Source organism: Ruegeria sp. AU67, from assembly GCF_900312795.1.
Lineage (GTDB): Bacteria > Pseudomonadota > Alphaproteobacteria > Rhodobacterales > Rhodobacteraceae > Ruegeria > Ruegeria atlantica.
Genome location: NZ_OMPH01000028.1, coordinates 85,295 through 106,145 on the forward strand (window position 1 = coordinate 85,295; position 20,851 = coordinate 106,145).

19 protein-coding genes are annotated in these 20,851 nt (G+C 58.8%); 9 read left to right on the forward strand and 10 right to left on the reverse strand.

Features of this window, described 5'->3' with window-relative positions; translation table 11 throughout:
• Nucleotide 1 precedes the first annotated feature (1 nt).
• Nucleotides 2-934, forward strand: coding sequence for a glyoxylate/hydroxypyruvate reductase A (locus DK510_RS15560; RefSeq protein WP_109312860.1), 933 nt, complete (start codon nt 2-4; stop codon nt 932-934).
• Between the two features lie 5 nt (nt 935-939).
• On the opposite strand, the gene DK510_RS15565 is transcribed toward DK510_RS15560, so the two are convergent.
• The 6 genes from DK510_RS15565 to DK510_RS15590 all read right to left on the reverse strand — a co-directional run bounded on the left by DK510_RS15565 (nt 940) and on the right by DK510_RS15590 (nt 7,530).
• Nucleotides 940-2,955, reverse strand: a complete 2,016-nt coding sequence (locus DK510_RS15565; RefSeq protein WP_109312861.1) for a M3 family metallopeptidase — start codon at nt 2,953-2,955, stop codon at nt 940-942.
• Between the two features lie 105 nt (nt 2,956-3,060).
• Nucleotides 3,061-4,110 carry a molybdopterin-synthase adenylyltransferase MoeB gene (locus DK510_RS15570; protein ID WP_109312862.1) on the reverse strand — a complete coding sequence of 350 codons (1,050 nt, stop codon included), beginning with the start codon at nt 4,108-4,110 and terminating at the stop codon, nt 3,061-3,063.
• Entirely contained in the window at nt 4,110-4,565 is a 456-nt protein-coding gene (dut, locus tag DK510_RS15575; protein ID WP_058273487.1) for a dUTP diphosphatase, read from the reverse strand. The genes DK510_RS15570 and dut overlap by 1 nt, the downstream gene beginning before the upstream one ends.
• Before the next feature lie 15 nt (nt 4,566-4,580).
• Complete coding sequence (gene coaBC, locus DK510_RS15580; RefSeq protein ID WP_109312863.1) at nt 4,581-5,777, reverse strand: bifunctional phosphopantothenoylcysteine decarboxylase/phosphopantothenate--cysteine ligase CoaBC; 1,197 nt, start codon at nt 5,775-5,777, stop codon at nt 4,581-4,583.
• Nucleotides 5,778-5,839: 62 nt separating this feature from the next.
• The gene (locus tag DK510_RS15585; protein ID WP_109312864.1) at nt 5,840-6,655 is read right to left on the reverse strand and encodes a ChaN family lipoprotein; all 816 of its coding nucleotides are present in this window, start codon (nt 6,653-6,655) and stop codon (nt 5,840-5,842) included.
• A complete protein-coding gene (locus DK510_RS15590) occupies nt 6,652-7,530 on the reverse strand; it encodes an RNA polymerase factor sigma-32 (RefSeq protein WP_058273490.1) in 879 nt (292 codons plus the stop codon). Before DK510_RS15590 ends, DK510_RS15585 begins: the two co-directional genes overlap by 4 nt.
• 100 nt (nt 7,531-7,630) lie before the next feature.
• On the opposite strand from DK510_RS15590, the gene cobU reads away from it, so the two are divergent.
• Genes cobU through DK510_RS15610 form a run of 4 tightly spaced genes read left to right on the forward strand, consistent with a single transcriptional unit; the run spans nt 7,631 to nt 11,230 of the window.
• Nucleotides 7,631-8,152 carry a bifunctional adenosylcobinamide kinase/adenosylcobinamide-phosphate guanylyltransferase gene (gene cobU / locus DK510_RS15595; RefSeq protein WP_109313000.1) on the forward strand — a complete coding sequence of 174 codons (522 nt, stop codon included), beginning with the start codon at nt 7,631-7,633 and terminating at the stop codon, nt 8,150-8,152.
• Nucleotides 8,149-8,727, forward strand: coding sequence for a histidine phosphatase family protein (locus tag DK510_RS15600; protein ID WP_109312865.1), 579 nt, complete (start codon nt 8,149-8,151; stop codon nt 8,725-8,727). The genes cobU and DK510_RS15600 overlap by 4 nt, the downstream gene beginning before the upstream one ends.
• Nucleotides 8,728-8,785: 58 nt before the next feature.
• Nucleotides 8,786-9,670: a glutathione S-transferase gene (locus DK510_RS15605; protein ID WP_109312866.1), complete on the forward strand. Its 885-nt coding sequence runs from the start codon at nt 8,786-8,788 to the stop codon at nt 9,668-9,670.
• Nucleotides 9,671-9,715: 45 nt separating this feature from the next.
• Nucleotides 9,716-11,230: a YifB family Mg chelatase-like AAA ATPase gene (locus DK510_RS15610; protein ID WP_109312867.1), complete on the forward strand. Its 1,515-nt coding sequence runs from the start codon at nt 9,716-9,718 to the stop codon at nt 11,228-11,230.
• Here the strand turns inward: DK510_RS15610 and gshB are convergent.
• From gshB to rsmI, 3 genes are all read right to left on the reverse strand, one after another.
• On the reverse strand, nt 11,227-12,159 hold the full coding sequence (gene gshB / locus DK510_RS15615) for a glutathione synthase (protein WP_109312868.1): 933 nt from the start codon (nt 12,157-12,159) through the stop codon (nt 11,227-11,229). The two genes, DK510_RS15610 and gshB, sit on opposite strands and share 4 nt — an antisense overlap.
• Nucleotides 12,160-12,220: 61 nt before the next feature.
• On the reverse strand, nt 12,221-12,592 hold the full coding sequence (locus DK510_RS15620) for a YraN family protein (protein WP_058273496.1): 372 nt from the start codon (nt 12,590-12,592) through the stop codon (nt 12,221-12,223).
• Nucleotide 12,593: 1 nt separating this feature from the next.
• A complete protein-coding gene (gene rsmI, locus DK510_RS15625) occupies nt 12,594-13,451 on the reverse strand; it encodes a 16S rRNA (cytidine(1402)-2'-O)-methyltransferase (protein WP_109312869.1) in 858 nt (285 codons plus the stop codon).
• Between the two features lie 88 nt (nt 13,452-13,539).
• On the opposite strand from rsmI, the gene DK510_RS15630 reads away from it, so the two are divergent.
• From DK510_RS15630 to murJ, 3 genes are read left to right on the forward strand one after another with little or no spacing between them, the layout of a single operon-like run.
• Nucleotides 13,540-14,712: a penicillin-binding protein activator gene (locus DK510_RS15630; protein ID WP_109312870.1), complete on the forward strand. Its 1,173-nt coding sequence runs from the start codon at nt 13,540-13,542 to the stop codon at nt 14,710-14,712.
• A gap of 7 nt (nt 14,713-14,719) precedes the next feature.
• Nucleotides 14,720-17,491: a [protein-PII] uridylyltransferase gene (locus DK510_RS15635; RefSeq protein WP_200833251.1), complete on the forward strand. Its 2,772-nt coding sequence runs from the start codon at nt 14,720-14,722 to the stop codon at nt 17,489-17,491.
• Nucleotides 17,488-19,029 (forward strand): murein biosynthesis integral membrane protein MurJ, encoded by a 1,542-nt coding sequence (gene murJ / locus DK510_RS15640; protein ID WP_109312872.1) that lies wholly within the window; start codon nt 17,488-17,490, stop codon nt 19,027-19,029. The genes DK510_RS15635 and murJ overlap by 4 nt, the downstream gene beginning before the upstream one ends.
• Here murJ and DK510_RS15645 read toward each other — a convergent pair whose 3' ends face one another.
• The gene (locus DK510_RS15645) at nt 19,030-19,716 is read right to left on the reverse strand and encodes a rhomboid family intramembrane serine protease (RefSeq protein ID WP_109312873.1); all 687 of its coding nucleotides are present in this window, start codon (nt 19,714-19,716) and stop codon (nt 19,030-19,032) included.
• An 86-nt stretch (nt 19,717-19,802) separates the two neighbouring features.
• Between DK510_RS15645 and trpS the strand changes: the two genes are divergently transcribed.
• Complete coding sequence (gene trpS / locus DK510_RS15650) at nt 19,803-20,831, forward strand: tryptophan--tRNA ligase (RefSeq protein ID WP_109312874.1); 1,029 nt, start codon at nt 19,803-19,805, stop codon at nt 20,829-20,831.
• The last annotated feature ends 20 nt before the right edge of the window (nt 20,832-20,851 follow it).

Sequence of the window (20,851 nt, forward strand, 5' to 3'; positions counted from 1 at the left end):
CATGCCCGTCAACGTCCTGTTTTCCGCGCGCCCAGAACAATGGCCTGTGTATGAACCTCTACTTACAAAAGGGCTTTCGCAGGCCAATCTAGACTTCCGTCTGGCAACTGAGTTTGAGCCTGATCAGGTCGACTACGTCGTTTATGCACCAACAAGCGGGCTGCTGGATTTTTCACCCTATACACAACTGAAGGCGGTTCTGAGCCTTTGGGCCGGTGTTGAAAAAATCGCGGGCAACGAAACGCTGACCGTGCCATTGGCCCGGATGGTGGACCACGGGCTGATGCATGGCATGACCGAGTGGGTCGTCGGCCACGTGCTGCGCTATCACCTGGGCATGGACCGCTATATCACCGTGCAGGACGGCGTGTGGACACCCGATGCCCCACCGCTTGCCAGTGAACGGAATGTGTGTGTGCTGGGCCTTGGTGCATTGGGAGAAGCCGCCGCAACCGCGCTTGCCGCGTTGAATTTCAAAGTGACCGGTTGGAGCAGAACCGCAAAGGACATCCCGGGGGTAACGTGCCTGCATGGCACCGAGGGCTTGCGCGCCGCGTTGTCCAGTGCCAAGATCGTTGTCCTGTTGCTGCCCGACACCCCCGCAACGGAAAACGCACTGAATGCGGACACTTTGGCCTTGCTGCCCAAAGGCGCTCGGATCATCAATCCCGGTCGCGGTCCATTGATCGACGACGACGCGTTGCTGGCCGCACTGGATTCCGGACACATTGCCCACGCCACGTTAGACGTATTCCGCGTGGAACCCCTGCCGCCGGAACACCCGTATTGGGCGCACGCCAATGTGACCGTCACGCCGCATATCGCGTCGGAAACCCGTCCGACAACTGCGGCCCAGGTGATCTGCCAGAACATTATACGAGGGGAGGAAGGCAAACCCTTCCTCCACCTCGTCGACCGCAATCTGGGCTACTGATCCGGTCAGGTCGCGATAAGCCCGCGACCTTTCAACAGCGCCTCGACCCCTGGCAAACGCCCGCGGAACGCCAGATACAGCTCCTCAGCTTCGCGCGAGCCTCCGGTGGACAGGATATTGTCCTCCAGTGCTTTGGCGCGCTCTGTGTCAAAGGCTCCCCCGGCTTCTTCGAAGGCCGCGAATGCGTCTGCATCCATGACCTCGGACCACATGTAGCTGTAATAGCCCGAGCTATAGCCATCGCCAGCGAAGACATGGGCAAAATGCGGGGTCGCGTGGCGCATACCGATGGCATGCGGCATATCGATACCATCAAGAACCTCGGTCTGTTTCGCCATCGGATCAGCTGGCGCTTCGCCTTCGTGGAACGCCAGATCGACCAAGGCTGAGGCTACGTATTCCACGGTCTGGAACCCCTGATCAAAATTCGCGGCCGTCAGAACCTTCTCAAGCATATCTTGCGGCATCGGCTCACCAGATTCGGCATGGGTCGCAAATTCGGCCAAGACTTCCGGCACTTCCAGCCAGTGTTCATAAAGCTGGCTGGGAAGCTCTACGAAGTCACGCGCGACGCTGGTGCCAGAGATGCTTTCATAGGTCACGTTGGACAACATCTGGTGCAATGCGTGACCGAACTCGTGGAAAAGCGTGCGCGCATCGTCATAAGACAGCAGCGCCGGGTCGCCCTTGGCGAAGTTGCAAACGTTGATCACGACGGGGGCCTGCACCTTGGGGAACTTTGCCTGGCTCCGCATGGCGCTGCACCATGCGCCCGATCGTTTGGAACCACGCGCGAAGTAGTCACCGATGAAGACAGCAATATGCTGCCCGTCGCGTGTTACGTCCCAAGCCCGGCAATCGGAGTGATAAAGCGGTACATCCAGCGGGGCAAACTCCAGCCCGAACAGCCGGTTGGCGCAGGAAAAGGCAGCCTCGATCATACGATCCAGCTGCAAGTACGGCTTCAGCGCAGCTTCATCCAAATCATGTTCAGCCTTGCGGCGCTTTTCGGCGTAGTAGCGCCAGTCCCACGCCTCGAGCGGACCGTTGATGCCATCTTCCTGCATCATCGCGGTCAAGGTTTCGGCGTCGGCGTCGGCCCTTGCCTTTGCCGGCCCCCAAACCTGCATCAACAGATCGCGAACGCGGTCCGGCGTTCGGGCCATTTCAGTTTCCAGCTTGTAGTCCGCGAAACTGGAATATCCCAATAGCTTGGCACGTTCTTCGCGCAAGTTCAGGATCTCGGCCGCAATCTCGCGGTTGTCCGTTTCACCACCATTGGCACCACGCGCGGTCCAGGCCCGATACGCGTTCTCACGCAGATCGCGGCGCGGTGAGAATTGCAGGAACGGTACAATCAACGACCGCGACAGAGTGACGACAGGACCATCAGCACCCTTCTCTTCCCCGGCAGCGCGGGCTGCATCCACGACGAAACCCGGCAAACCTTCCAGATCATTCTCGGTCAAGTTCATGAACCATTCGCGCTCGTCCGCCAAAAGGTTCTGGGTGAAGGACGTCCCCAGCATGGCAAGGCGCGACTTGATCTCTTGCATGCGGGTGTCATCATCGCCTTCCAAAGCCGAACCAGCGCGCACAAAACCGCGATGGGTCAGCATCAGAACGCGGGCCTGTTCATCGGTCAGGTCAAGCTGATCCTTGCGCACCCACAGGTCCGCAACTCGCCGAAACAGCGCCTTGTTTGACGAAATTCCCGAAAAATGCGCCGAGAGTTTTGGTGAGAATTCGCGTTGCAGCTCTTCCCGCGCCGGGTTGCTGTCAGCACCTGCAACGGTGAAAAAGACAGACAGAACCTTGTCTATCTGCTCTCCGGCCGCCTCAAGTGCCTCGATTGTATTTGCAAAACTGGCTGGGTCGGAATTGTTGGCAATCGCGTCGATCTGAGCGTTGTGGGCGTCCATCGCCTTGTCCAATGCAGGCGCAAAATCATCATCCGAAATCTCGGCAAATGGCGCGATTTCAAATGGAGCGGTCCAGGCGGACAGGATCGGGTTGGTCATGCGGATCTCCTTTGCTGGTCAAGCTAGGGAGCCGGGCTGGAATGGTCCAGAGGGGGTGCCCGCGATACCGCCGAAATCTCTTACCAATCTAGCGCGACAGTAGGCTTACGCGTCGACTTCTCCGCAAATGGGGCAATCAGGGCGTCGGGTCAGGGTGATCTTGCGGCTTTCGCCATAGAGCGCGTCATAGATCAGCATTTCGGCGCGCAGAGCCTGCCCGGCCCCAGTGATCACCTTGATCGTCTCAACCGCCATCATGGACCCCACAACGCCGGGCAACGGGCCAACAACCCCTGCTTCGGCACAGGACGGGGCCAGACCGGGGGCCGGTGCCTCAGGGAAGATACACTGATAACAAGGCGCGTCATTGGCGGAGTCAAAGACGCTTAGCTGACCTTCCCATTGTGACAGAGCACCTGAAATAAGCGGTTTTCCCAGTGCGACCGCAGTACGGTTGGCCAAGTAGCGCGTGTCAAAATTGTCGGTACCGTCGAGGATCAAGTCGAAATCGGCGAACAGGTCTGCTGCAATCTCATCAGTCAGACGACGATGGTAGGGCAGAACAATCACGTTCGGGTTTTGCGCCTGCATGGCTTGCTGGGCCGAGAAAACCTTGGGCATGCCAATGTCGGCATCGCGGTGAATCACCTGCCTCTGCAGATTGGCGTTTTCAACAATATCGTCGTCGATCACGCCGATGGTGCCCACACCGGCCGCCGCAAGATACTGCAACGCAGGCGCACCAAGACCGCCCGCGCCGATCACCAGCACACGAGCCTGTTTCATCTTTTTCTGCCCCGGCCCGCCCAGTTCGCGCAGGACGATGTGGCGGGCATACCGCTCCAACTCGGTCTCAGAGAACTTGTCAGACTGCATCGCGGTTTCCTCGGCTGGCTGTGGCGCGGCACGGTTGCGCAGCGTTTTGAGCACCTTGCCATAGCTCAATACCAAAACCGCGGCACCACCTAGGATCAACCACAATGCCGCAGACCCGCCGGTTGCCTCGCGCAGCGGGTGCCCACCCGGCAACGTCAGTTGGATAACAAGTACTCCGATCAGCAAAACGCTGACCGACACGGAGCGAGCAGTTCGGGACACCCCCGCTACGTACCCAATGCCCCACAGAGCACCGGCAAGGATCAGAACCAGAAGCATCAACCGCGTCCAGTCGAGCCAAAACCGCCTGCGCCGCGATCCGTGTCGCTGAGCACCTCAACGGGTTCAAACGCAGCCTGCACGACTGGGGCGACGACCAGTTGCGCGATGCGTTCGCCATGCGCAATCTCAAAACTTTCCTGACCGGCGTTCAGCAGGATCACCCCCAGCGGGCCGCGATAGTCACTGTCGATCGTGCCGGGCGTATTAGGCAGGGTAATCCCGTGTTTCAGCGCAAGGCCGGATCGGGGTCGAACCTGCACCTCGTACCCATTTGGAATCTCGATCCGTAGCCCCGTGGGAATCAAAGCGCGCTGCCCCGGTTCCAACATGATCGAATTTCCATTCGGCAGATTCGCCCTGACATCCGCTCCCGCCGCGCCAGTCGTTTCATAAGCCGGCAAAGCGATGGCCGGATCGGCCCCGTCTTCGCGGATCACACGAATTGCTACCATCACTGCACCTCTTGTTCAGCTTGTCAGAGCGTCGGCGATCTTTTGCGCCAGACGTTGCGCCACTGCATCCTTGTCCATGCGCGGCCATTCTTCGGCCCCTTCGTCCGAGATCAGGGTGACCGCGTTTTCCGATCCCCCCATGATGCCCGTCGCAGGGCTGACATCATTGGCGACGATCCAGTCACAGCCCTTGCGCGCGCGTTTCGCAGTGGCGTGTTCAAGCACGTTGTCAGTTTCTGCGGCAAAGCCAACCACCAAGGTCGGCCGCCCCGCATCCAGCCTGGACACGCGTTTGAGGATGTCGGGGTTCTCAGCAAACTCCAGCACCGGAAGACCATCGCGGCTTTTCTTCAGCTTCTTGTCTAAAGGCGCCGCCATGCGCCAATCCGCAACCGCAGCAGCAAACACACCCGCATCTATCGGCAGTGCAGCGTCGACCGCGTCAGACATCTGCTGCGCGGTTTCCACGAGGATAACCTGCACCCCTTCGGGCGGCGAAACATCGGCAGGGCCGGTAACAAAAACCACATCAGCGCCCAGCGCAGACAACGCCCGTGCCACCGCGGTGCCCTGCGCGCCCGAGGACCGGTTGGCGATGTAGCGCACGGGGTCGATCGGTTCATGTGTCGGGCCGGAGGTGACCAGAATGCGCTTGCCCTTCAGCGGACCGTTGCCAAGTTGCGCCTCGACCGCGGCCACAATCTCAAGAGGCTCCGACATTCGACCTGGGCCGTACTCTCCACAAGCCATGTCACCCTCATTTGGGCCAACGAACCGGATACCATCTGCCTGCAGTTGCTTGATGTTGCGATGTGTTGACGGATGATCCCACATGCGGACATTCATCGCCGGTGCGCACAAAACCGGGGTATCTGTCGCCATCAGCAGGGTCGAGGCCAGATCGTTGGCTAGCCCAGCCGCCATCTTTCCCATCATGTCCGCCGTTGCCGGTGCGACCACGATCAGATCGGCGGACCTCGACAGCTGAATATGGCCCATCTCGGCCTCATCCGTCAGGTCGAACAGATCGCGATAAACCTTCTCGCCGGCCAGCGCCGAGACCGACAGCGGGGTCACAAACTCTTCTGCCGCGCCGGTCAGAACCGGTGTCACAGAGGCACCACGTTCTTTCAGCCGCCGGATCAGATCCAGCGACTTGTAGGCCGCGATTCCAGCGCCGATGATTAGAAGAATGCGTTTCGATGCCAGCATATTTTGCCCTTCCCGTCCCGGTCGGCCCGACATTAGGCAAGGCCAACGGACAGTTCCAGCGGTTAATTCTGTGTCTCAAACGCCAGACAAGGGTCTTCACGTTCGATGCCGGGGCTGTCGATCACAGCGTCGAACTCACCGTCAATGACGCCATCCTCGGACTGACCCAGCACGAAAACTTTCAAACCGGGGCGTAGCCGGGACAGAAAGGTTGGAATCCCTCTGTCCTTACGGGCATGACCATTGCCAGTGATCACCGCAACCGGTCCACCGGTATCATCCACAGCGCGCAATATGGCCCTTGTCAGAACCGCATCCCGCAACCGTTGGATTGCGACCAATTGCGGCAAGGCGGTCTCGGGTATCGCATTGCAGTGGGCGGCCAGCTGATCGGCTTCGCGCGCCGCCTGCTCATCCGGTGGCAAGGGGACGGTCAGACCATATCGCGCGGCATCTGCGCCTAGGGCCGTCGCAGCGCCGCGTTCCATAGCCGCGCGCGCCGCCGCGCGCGGAACCATGGCACCGTAAACCGGCGCGTCTGAGGCCTGAAAGACCGGGTAGTACATGCTAAGCGGCGGCCAGCCGGATTCGAGCCACTTCAGAATTCTGGCAAGCTCTTCCGGATCGGAAATGGCCTTGTCCGCCAATCTCTGAGCACCTTCTTCAGTCACCATTTCCCAGACAACCGCCGAGGGATTGATGACCTTCAACGCTTCGGCCTGAATGATGTGGTGCTGCGGGTTGTCGTGAATTTCGCCTAATATGACGACGTCCGCAGACGTCATCGCAGACACAACGTCGTCGGGCATCAGCTCATCGGCATGGCCAGGGTTGGCCATAACCACCAGTGCACAAAGCAGAATCGCAAGATGTTTCATGCGATGAAGTGTTGCACCTCACGCGATTGGGCTTCAAGGTTCTTGCGCATTTTCACAAAAGCCGCAGCCTCAAGCTGACGCACGCGTTCTTTGGATAGGCTAAGTTCCTGCCCAAGGCTTTCCAACGTTCGGGCAGGTTCGCGCAACTTTCGTTCGCGGACAATGAACCGCTCACGATCATTCAATGCCTGCATTGCCGTCACCAGCCATTCACGCAATTGCTGGGTATCGTGACTGTTTTCGACAGCTTCAGCGGCTTGTTCACGCTCATCCTCAAGCGCGTCGATCCATTCCCGGCCGTCTTCATCTGCCGATTGAACGGCATTCAACGAAAAATCGGAGCCGGACAAACGACCTTCCATCATTTCCACGTCCCGCAGCGGCACGCCGATCTCTGCTGCGATCATCTGATGCAGCTGATGCCGGTCCAGATCCATGCCATCGGACGCGGCCTCACGCTCTAGCCGGGCCTGCACACGTCGCATGTTGAAGAACAGGGATTTTTGCGAAGACGTGGACCCGGTGCGAACCATTGACCAGTTGCGCATCACGTAGTCCTGAATGCTCGCCTTGATCCACCAGACCGCATAGGTCGAAAACCGCACGCCCCGGTCGGGGTCGAACTTGTCGGCAGCTTTCATCAATCCTAACCCAGCCTCCTGGATCAGATCATTCATCGGCGCCCCATAGCGTTTGAACTTGGCCGCCATCGAAATGGCCAGCCGCATATAGGCGGTGATCAATCGGTGAAGGGCCTGTTCATCGCGGTCGTCCCGCCACGCATATGCCAACTTCAATTCGGTTTCCGCATCCAGAAGTTCGGCTTTCATTGCCCTCCGGGACATCGAGAAGTCGTTCGCATTGTCCAGTGCCATTGAAATCTCCCCTTTTCACAGGCGCGGGCCGGGGTTGCTTTGCCGACCTATGAACGATACGCAAAACAAAACCGGGTGGATCACATGGAAGGTAATTATCGTGAGTCCGGATTTAACCTTTGTGTTGGGCGGCGCGGCCTCGGGCAAGTCGGCTTTTGCCGAACATCTTGTTGTTTCTTCAGGAAAAAAGAGAGTTTACCTGGCGACATCACAAGTGTTTGATGATGAGATGCGAGGTAAGGTTCAGCGCCATGTTTCCCAACGGGGCGAAGGCTGGAAGACAATCGAGGCACCGTTTGACCTTGGCCCGACATTGGCGGATTTGCCCCCGAACTCTGTTTGTCTGATCGACTGCGCCACCATGTGGCTGACCAACCACTTGCTTGCAGAAAACGATCTGGAGCAGGCGCAAAGCGCGCTTTTGCAGTCCCTACGCTTGTGTTCCTCACAGGTCGTCATCGTCTCGAACGAGGTTGGACACGGGATCGTCCCTGACAACGCGCTGTCCCGCCGGTTTCGCGAAGCGCAGGGACGGCTGAACATCGCATTGGCCGCCGAAGCCGATCTGGTGGTGCAAGTCACGGCTGGCCTGCCGTTGGTATTGAAGGGGCGACTGGATTGACACGTCTGCATCTCGTGCGTCACGGCCCGACCCACGCCAAAACGATGGTTGGCTGGTCCGACCTGCCTGCTGACCTCAGCGATCGCGCCGCCGTTGCCCGGTTGCATGACCACCTGCCTGCGGACGCTATCTTTGTTTCCTCTGACCTGAGCCGCGCCGCGGATACTGCATCGGCCATTCAAGGCACTCGGCGGCGGCTGCAACATCAGTCTGCGCTGCGCGAAATCAATTTCGGCACTTGGGAGCTGCGCGCCTTCAAAGAGATTGAGGCTGAAGACCCCGAACTTGCCTTTGCATATTGGGACAACCCCGGCGATGTGCGCCCTCCAAACGGGGAAAGCTGGAACGAGGTCCGCGAACGCGTCGACGCAGCTGTTGACCAATTGATCCAACAACACACAGGATGCGATCTGGTGGTCGTGGCGCATTTTGGCGTGATCCTAACCCAGGTCCAAAGGGCGCTCGACGTTGACGCGCAAGAGGCTTTTGGCCATCGCATCGACAACCTTTCGGTTACCGAAATCACGCATCTCGGCGATCGCTGGTCTGTCGGACGGATCAATCATCTTCCGTGATGCAACCGCGCACAAATCACTGATTTACGGAATGGATCGGCCACGCCATCCTAGCCGCATGACTTATGATTTGTTTATCGGAGACCGCCTGTTTTCCAGCTGGTCCATGCGCGGGTGGTTGATGCTGGAAAAGTTCGGCCTGCCCTATCGTTCCCACATGATCGGCCTCTACTCCGGCACCATGGCCGAGGATATGAAACCCCTCGCGCCGGCCCGCCTTGTCCCGGCCCTGCGATTGCCCGACGGCACCGTGGTTGGGGAAAGCCTGGCGATGGCGGAAACCCTTGCCGAGTTACATCCCGAAACGGGGCTTTGGCCCAAAGACCCCGCCGCGCGCGCCACTGCGCGGTGGCTTTGCACCGAAATGGTAGCCGGGTTTGGCGCGTTGCGCAGGCAGTGTCCAATGCAGCTCAAACAGTGCTGGCAGGGGTTCGCTCCGTCGACCGAAACACGCACCGATCTTGCAAGGATCGAGACCTTGTGGGCCCATGCCCGTGATGTGTCAGGCGCGGACTCCGGTCCTATATTCGGCCACTATTCCCTTGCGGACGTGTTCTATACGCCGGTCGCGGCACGGATTATTGGCTATGGCTTGCCGGTCGCTGAGGTCAATCGCAAATACTGCCTTGATTTGCTGTCGGATGTTTCTGTCCGCCAGTGGCGTGCGATGGGGCTGACGGTCAACTACGACCCTTTTCCATACCCCGTGGATCTGCCATCGGAACCTTGGCCAATTGCCGGTTCTTTGCAGGCAAAAGCCGTGAACGGAAATATGTCAATCAACGACGCCTGCCCCTATTCCGGCAAAGCGATCACCGCAGTTCTTGAACTGAACGGCCAGCGTTGGGGGTTCTGCAACCAGTTCTGCCGTGACAAAACAGTCGCTGATCCCGGTGCCTGGCCAAAATTCACCGAGATGACCCGCGCCGTTAACGATTCTTAAACCGCGGCCGTGGCAGCAACGACCTGTTAACCAAAAAGGTCATTCATGATTGCCCGCGCCCACACTGTTGCTTTTCAAGGGGTCGATGCCCGCCCGGTCGAGGTGCAGTGCGCCGTCTCACCGGGCCTGCCCGCATTTTCCATCGTCGGGCTGCCCGACAAAGCCGTGTCCGAAGCGCGGGACCGCGTCCGCAGCGCGCTGAGCTCGATGGCGATCGCGTTGCCGTCAAAACGGATCACCATCAACCTGTCGCCTGCCGACCTACCCAAAGAGGGCAGCCATTTCGACTTGCCCATCGCAGTTGCCTTGCTGTCTGCTTTAGAGATCATTCCGCGGGACGCCGCCGAAGGTGCGGTTTCGCTAGGCGAGCTATCTTTGGATGGCTCACTGGTGCCTGTGGTCGGTGCCCTGCCCGCGGCAATGACTGCGGCGGCTGAGGATCGGGCCCTGCTCTGCCCCCGTGCCTCTAGTGCCGAGGCTGCTTGGGTTGATGCAACACAGGTGATCGGCGCTGGGTCGCTTGGGGACGTGGTGCGGCATTTCTCTGGCCAGTCTCCGCTATCCGCCGCACAGCCCGGCGAAGTCACACTTGAGCCCAGCGCGCGTGACCTGCGCGACGTCAAAGGGCAAGAACGTGCAAAGCGCGCCCTGGAAATCGCCGCAGCAGGTCGGCACCATCTGATCATGACCGGCACACCCGGTTCCGGCAAATCCATGCTGGCTGCACGCCTGCCCGGGATTTTACCGCCGCTGACACCGACCGAGGCGTTAGAAACTTCGATGATTCAGTCGTTGTGCGGGCTATTGGACGAAGGTGGGATCAGCCGCAGCCGCCCGTTTCGCGAACCTCATCACACGGCGTCCATGGCTGCGATCGTTGGTGGCGGCAGGGGGGCAAAGCCGGGCGAGATTTCACTGGCCCACAACGGCGTTCTGTTCATGGACGAGCTCCCGGAATTCCCACGCACGGTTCTAGAGACACTACGCCAGCCTATTGAAACTGGAGAGGTCATTGTCGCGCGTGCAAATGCCCATGTGAAATACCCCTGCCGGTTCATGCTGGTCGCGGCGGCCAACCCTTGCAAATGCGGCTACCTCACCGATCCCGGGCGCGCTTGTTCCCGCGCACCTGTTTGCGGAGAGGATTACCTGAGCCGAATCTCCGGGCCGTTGATGGACCGGTTTGATTTGCGGATTGAGGTGCCCCCGGTCAGATTCACCGATCTGGACCTACCACCCTCGGGTGACAGTTCCGCCACCGTTGCCGCGCGCGTCGAACAAGCCCGGTCGATTCAGGCAGAGCGGTTTTGCGATACACCGTCCACCCGTCAGAACGCCGATGTCGAGGGTAAATTGCTGGATGAAATCGCTGCCCCGGATGCTGAAGGCAAAGACCTGTTGCTGAAGGCAGCCGAGCGATTTGGCCTGTCTGCCCGCGCCTTTCACCGCATCCTGCGCGTAGCGCGTACTATCGCTGATCTGGACGGGGCGCCGGATGTCCGGCGCCCTCATATCGCCGAGGCGCTGAGCTTTCGTATCAGCGCCAAGGCGGCATCTTAAAGCTTGGCTTCAATCGCCTGCCAAATTTTTTCGGCGACGTTCACGCCGTTGAACCGCTCTAGCTCTTGAATGCCTGTTGGCGAGGTCACATTGATTTCCGTCAGGTAATCGCCGATCACGTCGATGCCGACAAATATCTGGCCTTTTTCCTTCAGCAGCGGTCCGATCGCGGCACAAATTTCCAGGTCGCGCTCGGACAGGCCAATCTTTTCGGGACGACCGCCTACATGCATGTTCGAACGTGTTTCGCCCGCGGCCGGTACGCGGTTGATCGCACCTACGGCTTCACCATCAACCAGAATCACACGTTTGTCGCCATTGCTGACATCCGGCAGGAATTTCTGAACAATCAAAGGCTCGCGCGAGAACCCGGTGAACAGCTCATGCAAAGAGGTCAGGTTGCGATCATTCGCGTCCAACCGGAAAACTCCGGCACCGCCATTGCCATAAAGCGGTTTGAGGATGACGTCGCCGTGCTTTTCCTTGAACGCCTTTATGGCCTGCAGATCCCGCGCAATCGTTGTGGGCGGCGTCAGATTCGGGAAATCCAGAACCAGTAGTTTTTCGGGGTAGTTCCGCACCCAGAACGGATCATTCACAACCAAAACTTGCCCCTTTAGACGGTCCAGCAAGTGGGTCGATGTGATGTAATGCATGTCAAACGGCGGGTCCTGACGCAGCCAGATCACGTCGAACTCTGCCAGGTCCACTTCACGTTCGGGGCCAAGTTCCGCCGGATTGCCCGCCACCCGTTGAACTTTCATGTCCTGACCGCGCGCGGTGATCCGCCCCTCTTGATAGGCCAGCTGATCCGGGCTGTAGAAAAACAGCGTATGTCCGCGCGCCTGCGCCTCTTCGGCCAGACGGAATGAGCTGTCGGCATTGATATCCACGGCCCCGATTGGGTCCATCTGAAAGGCGATTTTCATGGCGTGTCCCTCAGTTTCACGCCAGATACATGGCCCAGCCACGTCGGGGGTTCAATGGGGATCAGGCTAAACCGAAGGCGTTTTCGATAATTTGAACGGCGCCCGAGGCATCCACCAAAGCCGCGTCAAACCGCACATTGGTCAATTGCCCGTTTGGTTCGGTTTCCAGGAATTGGGCCGCCGATGCGCAGATCCTATCCATTTGGCGCCGATTGATCCGGGCGGCAGCGGCATCGAAACTGACACTTTTTTTCACTTCGACAAAGACAATCCCGTGAGCGTCGCGCGCAATAAGATCGATCTCCCCACCGGCGCCGCGCCAGCGGCGATTCAGGATGAAATAGCCGCGTTGTTCATAATTTGACGCAACCTGCTGCTCCGCCGCCTGCCCGGCATGATAGGACACCGAACTTCGAACGGATCGTGCAGCCATGTCATCCCTTTCCCAATTTCAGAGCCTTCTGATAGATCGGGCGGCGCGGCAGCTTGTACATCTCTGATACCAGATCGGCCGCGTCGCGAACTGAATGGGTTTCCAAGGCTCGTTTCAACGCCTCTTCTACGTCGGATTCGTTAACAGTTTCTGAATGTCCGCGGTCCACGAGCAGAACAATTTCACCTTTGACTGTCTGCCCATGCAGGTTGGCCGCCAGTTCTTCCAACGTCCCGCGACGAACCTCTTCGAATTTCTTTGTCAGTTCGCGGCACATTGCGGCCTGACGGTCATTGCCTAGCACGGTTGCAAGATCCGACAAACACGCCGCTACGCGTTTCGGAGATTCGTAAAACACCAGTGTGCCCGGCACGTCCCGCAATGCCTCGATCCGCGACCGGCGCGCGCCGGTCGCGTTCGGCAAGAAGCCCGCAAAAAAGAATGCATCTGTCGGCAGCCCGGCCAGTGTCAGCGCCATTAGCGCCGCTGACGGTCCCGGTGCGCAGGTCACCTTATGACCCGCTTCGGCGGCCTGCTTCCCCAAATCGTATCCCGGATCGGCAATCAGCGGCATTCCGGCCTCAGATGCATAAGCGACAGACTTCCCGTCCAGCAAAGCATCAAGGATTTTGCCGCGCGCGCCTACGCCGCTGTGATCGTGATAGGCTAGGATTCGCCGCCCATCCAGCGGTACGCCGTGAATCTCCATCAACCGGCGCAAGCTGCGCGTGTCTTCGGCAGCAATGACGTCAGCCGAGGCCAGCACATCCAGCGCTCTGAGCGTGATATCGCGCGCCGCACCGATCGGAGTGGCAACAAAATACAGGCCCGCGCCCAATCTTACATTTTGAAAATTCAAAGCTGGACCCTCACAGCGTGACGTTTATTATCGCGGCATAACAGTTTGGTGGCACCCCAAGCCGCCGGGACAGGGAGTTTTCATTTAGATGTTTACCGTTTGCAAGCCCGTTCGCAAGCTGGCGAAATCCGCCGCGATCCTGGCAACCGCCGCATTCCTCGCGGCATGTGAGCCCGGCGGCCTTGGCGGAGGCCCGTCAATCAACACGTCCAAACCCGTTCCGGTCGCACTTTTGGTTCCCGCGGGATCGGGAAATTCCGGCGACGCCGAACTAGCGCGGAGCCTTGAGAACGCGGCGCGCCTGGCCATGGCTGATCTGCAGAATGTTAAGATTGATCTGCGCGTTTATGACACGCGCGGCAGCTCGACCACGGCCGCGACAGTGGCGCAACAGGCCGTCGCGGATGGGGCGAAGATAATCATTGGCCCGGTTTACGCGCAAGCAGCAAACTCGGCAGGTCTCTCCGTACTAAATAATAAGGTCAACGTGCTGTCCTTCTCGAACAATACCGGCATTGCAGGTGGCAACGTCTTTGTTCTGGGCCCGACCTTTCAAAACACTGCGAACCGTTTGGTCAACTTTGCCGGTTCACAAGGCAAGACCAGCATGGTCATCGTCCACAGCAACGATGCAGCCGGGCAGCTTGGTCAATCAGCGATTGCAACTGCGCTTGCCAGCAGCCGCGTAGCGAACGCGGGTACGGTTGGCTATGACCGGTCTCAGCAAGGCGTCATCAATTCGGTTCCAACGATCAAGGCAACCGTGGATGCTGCCGGTGCGGATTCGGTGTTTCTGACGGCAACGACAGCTGGCGCACTGCCGCTGTATTCGCAGCTGTTGCCAGAAGCTGGTGTGTCGTCGGCTACCACCCAGTTCCTCGGCCTGACGCGCTGGGACATACCGGCACAGACGCTGGAACTGCCGGGTGTTCAAGGGGGCTGGTTCGCCCTGCCCGACCCGGCAAAGGCGCAGGCGTACCGTCAGCGGTATAACAGCACCTATGGTGAGGCTCCGCACCCGATCAGCGGTCTGGCCTATGATGGCATTGCAGCGATTGCGGCTTTGGTGAGCCAGGGAAAATCCGACGCGCTGACCACATCTGCCCTGACACAAAATGCCGGTTTCCAGGGCGTTGGCGGCATCTTCCGCCTGCGATCAGACGGCACGAATGAACGCGGTCTGGCCGTTGCCACGATCCAGAACAAACAGGTAGTAGTGATTGACTCCGCCCCTCAAAGCTTCTCTGGCGCCGGTTTCTGATCAGCCGATGCTGACGCTCACCCCCAAGGGTGAGCTGATCTGCCCGGCCGATGAAATTTTCGACAGTACCGCCATCCTGGCGCAACTGTCGGAAGCCTTTGAAAATATTCAAGACAATGCCGCGCGGCGGAATGAAACCGTGCGCATCCTGCGCGATGCCCAAAAGGCTGGGCGCAAGACCATTGCGGATGCCTTCGCTAAACGCCCCTTTGACGCCAGACCTTTGACCCGATCCTACACCTATTTAACCGACGGGTTGGTCTGCACAGCGATGCAAGTGGCCAGCACCTATCTACATCCGCTGGCAACCCCGACGCAGGGCGAAAAGATTGCGGTTCTTGCTGTTGGTGGATATGGCCGCGGCGAAATGGCCCCGGCTTCGGACGTCGATCTGCTTTTTTTGACGCCCTACAAGATCACCGCCTGGGCCGAGAGCGTCATCGAGTCCATGCTCTACATGCTTTGGGATCTACGCCTGAAGGTTGGCCATTCATCCCGAACAATCAAGGATTGCCTGCGACTGGGCACCGAGGATTTCACCATCCGCACCGCCATGCTCGAGCAACGCTATCTGGCTGGGGACGCGGCCCTTGCCGAAGAACTTGATGACCGTCTGAAAACCGAGCTGTTCAAGGGCAGCGAGCGTCAATTCATCGAGGCCAAGCTGCAGGAACGGGACGAGCGCCACCACAAGCAGGGTGAGCGTTACATGGTCGAGCCCAATGTCAAAGAGGGCAAAGGCGGGTTGCGCGATCTTCAATCGCTCTACTGGATTGCAAAGTACATCTATGGCGTTCAGGACGTGGCTGAACTGGTCCCTCTGGGCCTGTTTGAACCCGAGGAATTCAACACCTTTGTAGAGGCCGAAGAGTTTCTGTGGGCCGTGCGTTCACATCTGCATCTGGTGACCGGTCGTGCGACGGAACAACTGACATTCGACCTGCAGGTCGAGGTTGCCGACCGTATGGGTTATGAAGACAGGGCCGGGCGACGGGCTGTTGAAGTGTTCATGCAACGCTATTTCCGCGAGGCAACGCGCGTTGGTGAACTGACCCGGATCTTCCTGACCAAACTCGAAGCGTCACACGTGAAAGGTGCCGCCCTACTGGAACGCATCTTTAGGCGTCGACCGCGTGTCAAAGCAGGGTACAAGGTCGTTCACGGTCGCTTGGATGTAGCGGACGCCAAGAAGTTTCTGTGCGACAAGCTGAACCTTCTGCGTCTGTTCGAGGAAGGTCTTCGCACTGGCATGCTGATCCACCCGGATGCGATGCGGCTGGTAACAGCCAACCTAAGCCTCATCGACGACGACATGCGCCAAAACAAAGAGGCGCAGCGCATTTTTCTGGACCTCATGCTGAAACACGGCAACCCGGAACGCGCCCTGCGCCGCATGAACGAATTGGGAGTATTGTCGGCGTTTTTGCCAGAGTTCGAACACATCGTGGCGATGATGCAGTTCAACATGTATCACAGCTATACAGTGGACGAGCACACGATCCAGACCATCGTCAACCTGGCCCAGATTGAACGCGGTGAATTGGTCGAGTCACTACCGCTGGCCTCATCGATCCTGAAACGCGGGGTTAATCGCAAGGTCCTCTACGTAGCGTTGCTGCTGCACGATATCGCCAAAGGGCGACCCGAGGACCATTCCATTCTGGGCGCTCAGATCGCGCGCAAGGTTGCTCCACGGTTGGGTCTGAACAAATCAGACTCTGAAACCGTGGAATGGTTGGTACGATATCATCTTTTGATGTCGGACATGGCGCAGAAACGCGACATCTCGGACCCGCGCACAGTGCGCGATTTTGCCAAGGCGGTTAAGACGGTCAAACGGTTGGATCTGCTCACGGTTCTGACCGTGTGTGACATTCGCGGCGTTGGGCCCAACACCTGGAACAACTGGAAGGCCACCCTGCTGCGCGCCTTGCACGCTGAAACCAAACGGGCGCTTGAAACCGGTATGGAAGACCTGAACCGGGCCAACCGTGGCGCCGAAGCCAAAAAGGCGCTGCGTTCGGCGCTTGACGATTGGTCGAAGGCTGACCTGAAGGCCGAAACAGGACGACACTATGCGCCCTATTGGCAGGGCCTGAACCTGTCTACACATATTGAGTTCGCGAAAATGCTACGCGCTCTGGAACAAAGCGGCGACCCCGGCGCGATGGAAATTCACCTGCATCCGGATGACGATCGCGACGCCACCCGCGCGTGTTTTGCCATGGCAGACCATCCGGGGATTTTCGCCCGCATCGCCGGGGCGCTTGCGTTGGTTGGGGCCAACGTGGTCGACGCCCGTAGCTATACCACCAAGGACGGGTACGTCACCGATGCGTTCTGGATTCAGGATGCCGAGGGCCACCCTTTTGAGGCCAGCCGATTACCGCGACTGACACAGATGATCCAAAAGACGCTCAAGGGCGAAGTCGTGGCGCGTGACGCTCTGAAATCGCGCGACAAGATCAAGAAACGCGAACGCGCCTTCAATGTGCCGACCCATATCATCTTCGATAATGACGGGTCCGAGATCTACACCATCATCGAGGTTGATACCCGCGACCGCCCGGGCCTGTTGTATGACCTGACAAGAACGCTGGCTGCGGCCAATGTCTATATCGCCAACGCCGTGATCGCGACCTATGGCGAACAGGTTGTCGATACCTTTTACGTCAAGGACATGTTCGGCCTGAAATACCATTCCGAAAGCAAACAACGCGGTCTTGAGACCAAGCTGCGCAAAGCCATCACTGAAGGTGCGGAGCGCGCGATCTCATGAAACAGATCCGGTTGTTTTCAGGCCTGTTCACGGTCGGATTCTGGACTCTGGCCAGTCGAATTTTGGGATTTCTCCGGGAGATTCTGCTAACCGCCTATATCGGGCCTGGTCCGGTGATGGACGCCTTTGTTGCCGCTTTCCGCCTGCCCAACATGTTTCGTCGTTTCTTTGCCGAAGGTGCCTTCAACGCCGCCTTTGTACCGATGTTCTCGAAACGACTGGAGGGCGAAGAAGACGCCGAAGGGTTTGCTCAGGATGCCTTCAACCTGCTGACGGCGGCTGTTTTGGCACTGGTTGGATTGGCGATGGTATTCATGCCTGGACTTGTTTGGCTGACCGCCGAAGGGTTCTATGGCGATGAACGCTTCGACATGGCTGTCGACTACGGTTACGTCGTTTTTCCCTATATCCTGTTCATGTCGCTGGCCGCGCTGTTTTCCGGCGTTCTGAATGCCACCGGTCGGTTCGCGGCTGCCGCTGCCGCGCCTGTCTTACTCAATATCTTTGCCTGTACTGCTTTGATCGCAGGCGCGCTGTCTGGCGGCGACGTAATCTGGTGGCTGATCACGGTCATTCCGCTGGCAGGGGTCGCGCAACTGGCGCTGGTTTGGGTGGCGACAGAACGAGCAGGTATTCGCATCCGTCCCGGCCTGCCCAAGCTCAGCCCGGAAATGCGACGCATGGTTCGCATTGCAGTGCCCGCCGCTTTGGCGATGGGCGTCACGCAGGTCAATCTGGTGGTTGGCCAGTTGGTCGCGTCCAAAACCGAAAAGGCTGTCAGTTGGCTATTCGCAGCGGATCGGCTGTATCAATTGCCATTGGGCGTGGTCGGTATTGCGGTGGGGATCGTCCTGCTCCCAGATCTGTCCCGCCGCTTACGGGCCGGGGACAAGGGCGGGGCGCGCAATGCCTATTCCCGCGCCGGAGAGTTCACACTGCTGCTGACCCTGCCGTCCACGGTTGCCTTTCTGATCATTCCAATACCTCTGGTGTCGGTCCTGTTCGAACGAGGCCAATTCAGCCCCGAGGACACGGCAGCCACTGCCTTGGCCGTAGCTATCTATGGCGTCGGCCTGCCCGCTTTCATGCTGCAAAAGCTGCTGCAGCCCTTGTTCTTCGCGCGCGAAGACACCCGCTCTCCGTTTCGCTATGCCGTAGTTGCGATGGTGATCAATGCCGGACTGGCCTTTGGTCTTTACCCAGTGGTGGGGTGGATCGCACCGGCGATCGCGGCTTCGGCTGCCGGTTGGGCGATGGTTGCCTTGTTGGCGATTGGAGCGCGCCGTTTCGGCGATGAAGCACGGTTTGACGACCGGTTCAAACGACGTACCTGGCGCGTCGTCGCGGCATCGCTGGGTATGGGCGTTGTGCTTTTCGCCGCCCTTCATATTTTTGGTTGGACCTTCCAAGTACCCGGATGGCGTTATCTGGCGCTGCTTGTCCTAATCATAGTTGCAGCTGCCGCCTATTTCTTACTCGGTCACCTCTTCAAAGCGTTCGAACTGTCCGAATTCAGAAAAGCGCTGCGTCGGTCCTGATCAGTCGCGGCGAATACGTCCCACGATCCGCGCCCATCCGCCCGGTGCCAGGAAAAACGATAGACCAAATCCGGTGGCAAACCCGCCCAGATCGGCAACCCAATCGGACGTGCCGCCAAACAAAAGTCCGAACACCAGCTGGATGCCCATCAAAACCGCGATCAGGCTGAAGGCCCGAGACTGGTTTTCGCCGACCAGTGACAACTTGCGCCACAGCAGCCATGTGAACGCGCCGATCAGACCGTAAACCGGCGGGAACCCTCCGACCAGCGGATAGGCGGGATTCAGCAACAGCCCATAGGCCAACGCGCCACCGATACCGGACAAAACGAAAATGATCAGCATCTGAAAACCGCCGAAAACTTCGGCCACCATTTTTCCCATGGCCAGAACGAAGACGCTGACAAAAACCGCCTGGGTAAAACTGCCCGATACGAACGGATAGGTCACGAAACGGATCACATGTTCAAACGGCCAACGGCCATTCTCGATCATCCAGTGAAAAATATCCGGGGAAAAGGTGTAACTCTGCAGGGCATCCAACCGCCAACCTACCGCTGATGGCCCACCCACAAGACCGCGTGCACCCAGTGTAAACGCCAATTCGATCCCCATGATGAACAGGACCAACGCCACCACAACGGGCGGCAGAGGGTTTACGGCGGGTGTATAATGCTCACTGCTCATTGGGCTGGCCTTTCGCGGCTGTTGACGTCCCTTGACCTCATGGGTAAGCGACGGGGGCTGATTTTTCCAGACGGGAGTTCCCTTCGATGACCGAAACCAAGTTCACGCCGCGCGTGTTTTCCGGCATCCAGCCTTCGGGAAACCTGCACCTTGGCAACTACCTGGGTGCACTCAAGCGTTTTGTGGATATGCAGGGCGAAGATTTCGAGACCATCTACTGCATGGTCGACCTGCACGCGATCACCGTCTGGCAAGACCCGGCCCGTCTGCGCGAAAAGACCCGCGAGGTTTGCGCCGGTTTCATCGCCGCCGGTCTGGACCCCGAAAAGTCCATCCTATTCAACCAAAGCCAGGTGGCCGAGCACACGCAGCTGGCGTGGATCTTCAATTGTATCGCCCGCATGGGTTGGATGCAGCGAATGACACAGTTCAAGGACAAGGCGGGTAAGAATGCTCAGAACGCCTCGCTGGGTTTGTTTGCCTATCCGGCGCTGATGGCGGCGGACATCCTGACCTACCACGCGACACATGTGCCGGTGGGCGAGGACCAGAAACAGCATCTGGAGCTGACTCGCGACATCGCGATCAAGTTCAACCATGATTATGGCGTGGAATTCTTTCCGGTGACCGAGCCGGTAATCGGTGGACCCGCGCCGCGCGTGATGAACCTGCGGGACGGCTCGCGGAAGATGTCATCTTCGGACGCGTCCGATATGACCCGGATCAACATGACGGACGATGCCGACGAGATCGCCAAAAAGATCCGCAAGGCCAAGACCGACCCGGATGCCCTGCCTTCAGAAACCGACGGTCTGTCCGAACGTCCCGAGGCGCGCAATCTGGTCAACATCTATGCTGCGCTCAGCGATCAAACGGCGGAACAGGTTCTGGCCGACGTCGGCGGCAAACAATTCGGTGAATTCAAACCGATGCTCGCTGAGTTGGCGGTCGCCAAACTGTCGCCGATCTCAACCGAGATGGCGCGTCTGATGGGGGAAGAGGCCGAGATTGACCGGATTCTCGCACGCGGCGCGGAAAAGGCGCGGGCGATAGCGGCCCCGATCCTGCAACAGACCTACGACATCGTGGGTATGGTTGGCGCAAAACAAGGCTGATTGCGCTGGACCTTCCTGTG

Excerpts from the sequence above, each read along its gene's own strand:
- murJ (WP_109312872.1), top strand. The coding sequence starts at position 17,488 with ATGAAACAGATCCGGTTGTTTTCAGGCCTGTTCACGGTCGGATTCTGG.
- DK510_RS15610 (WP_109312867.1), top strand. The coding sequence starts at position 9,716 with ATGATTGCCCGCGCCCACACTGTTGCTTTTCAAGGGGTCGATGCCCGC.
- DK510_RS15570 (WP_109312862.1), bottom strand. The coding sequence starts at position 4,110 with ATGCTTCTGGTTCTGATCCTTGCCGGTGCTCTGTGGGGCATTGGGTAC.
- DK510_RS15605 (WP_109312866.1), top strand. The coding sequence starts at position 8,786 with ATGACTTATGATTTGTTTATCGGAGACCGCCTGTTTTCCAGCTGGTCC.
- dut (WP_058273487.1), bottom strand. The coding sequence starts at position 4,565 with ATGGTAGCAATTCGTGTGATCCGCGAAGACGGGGCCGATCCGGCCATC.
- DK510_RS15560 (WP_109312860.1), top strand. The coding sequence starts at position 2 with ATGCCCGTCAACGTCCTGTTTTCCGCGCGCCCAGAACAATGGCCTGTG.
- gshB (WP_109312868.1), bottom strand. The coding sequence starts at position 12,159 with ATGAAAATCGCCTTTCAGATGGACCCAATCGGGGCCGTGGATATCAAT.
- DK510_RS15630 (WP_109312870.1), top strand. The coding sequence starts at position 13,540 with ATGTTTACCGTTTGCAAGCCCGTTCGCAAGCTGGCGAAATCCGCCGCG.
- coaBC (WP_109312863.1), bottom strand. The coding sequence starts at position 5,777 with ATGCTGGCATCGAAACGCATTCTTCTAATCATCGGCGCTGGAATCGCG.
- DK510_RS15635 (WP_200833251.1), top strand. The coding sequence starts at position 14,720 with ATGCTGACGCTCACCCCCAAGGGTGAGCTGATCTGCCCGGCCGATGAA.
- DK510_RS15585 (WP_109312864.1), bottom strand. The coding sequence starts at position 6,655 with ATGAAACATCTTGCGATTCTGCTTTGTGCACTGGTGGTTATGGCCAAC.
- DK510_RS15620 (WP_058273496.1), bottom strand. The coding sequence starts at position 12,592 with ATGGCTGCACGATCCGTTCGAAGTTCGGTGTCCTATCATGCCGGGCAG.
- trpS (WP_109312874.1), top strand. The coding sequence starts at position 19,803 with ATGACCGAAACCAAGTTCACGCCGCGCGTGTTTTCCGGCATCCAGCCT.
- DK510_RS15565 (WP_109312861.1), bottom strand. The coding sequence starts at position 2,955 with ATGACCAACCCGATCCTGTCCGCCTGGACCGCTCCATTTGAAATCGCG.
- DK510_RS15590 (WP_058273490.1), bottom strand. The coding sequence starts at position 7,530 with ATGGCACTGGACAATGCGAACGACTTCTCGATGTCCCGGAGGGCAATG.
- DK510_RS15645 (WP_109312873.1), bottom strand. The coding sequence starts at position 19,716 with ATGAGCAGTGAGCATTATACACCCGCCGTAAACCCTCTGCCGCCCGTT.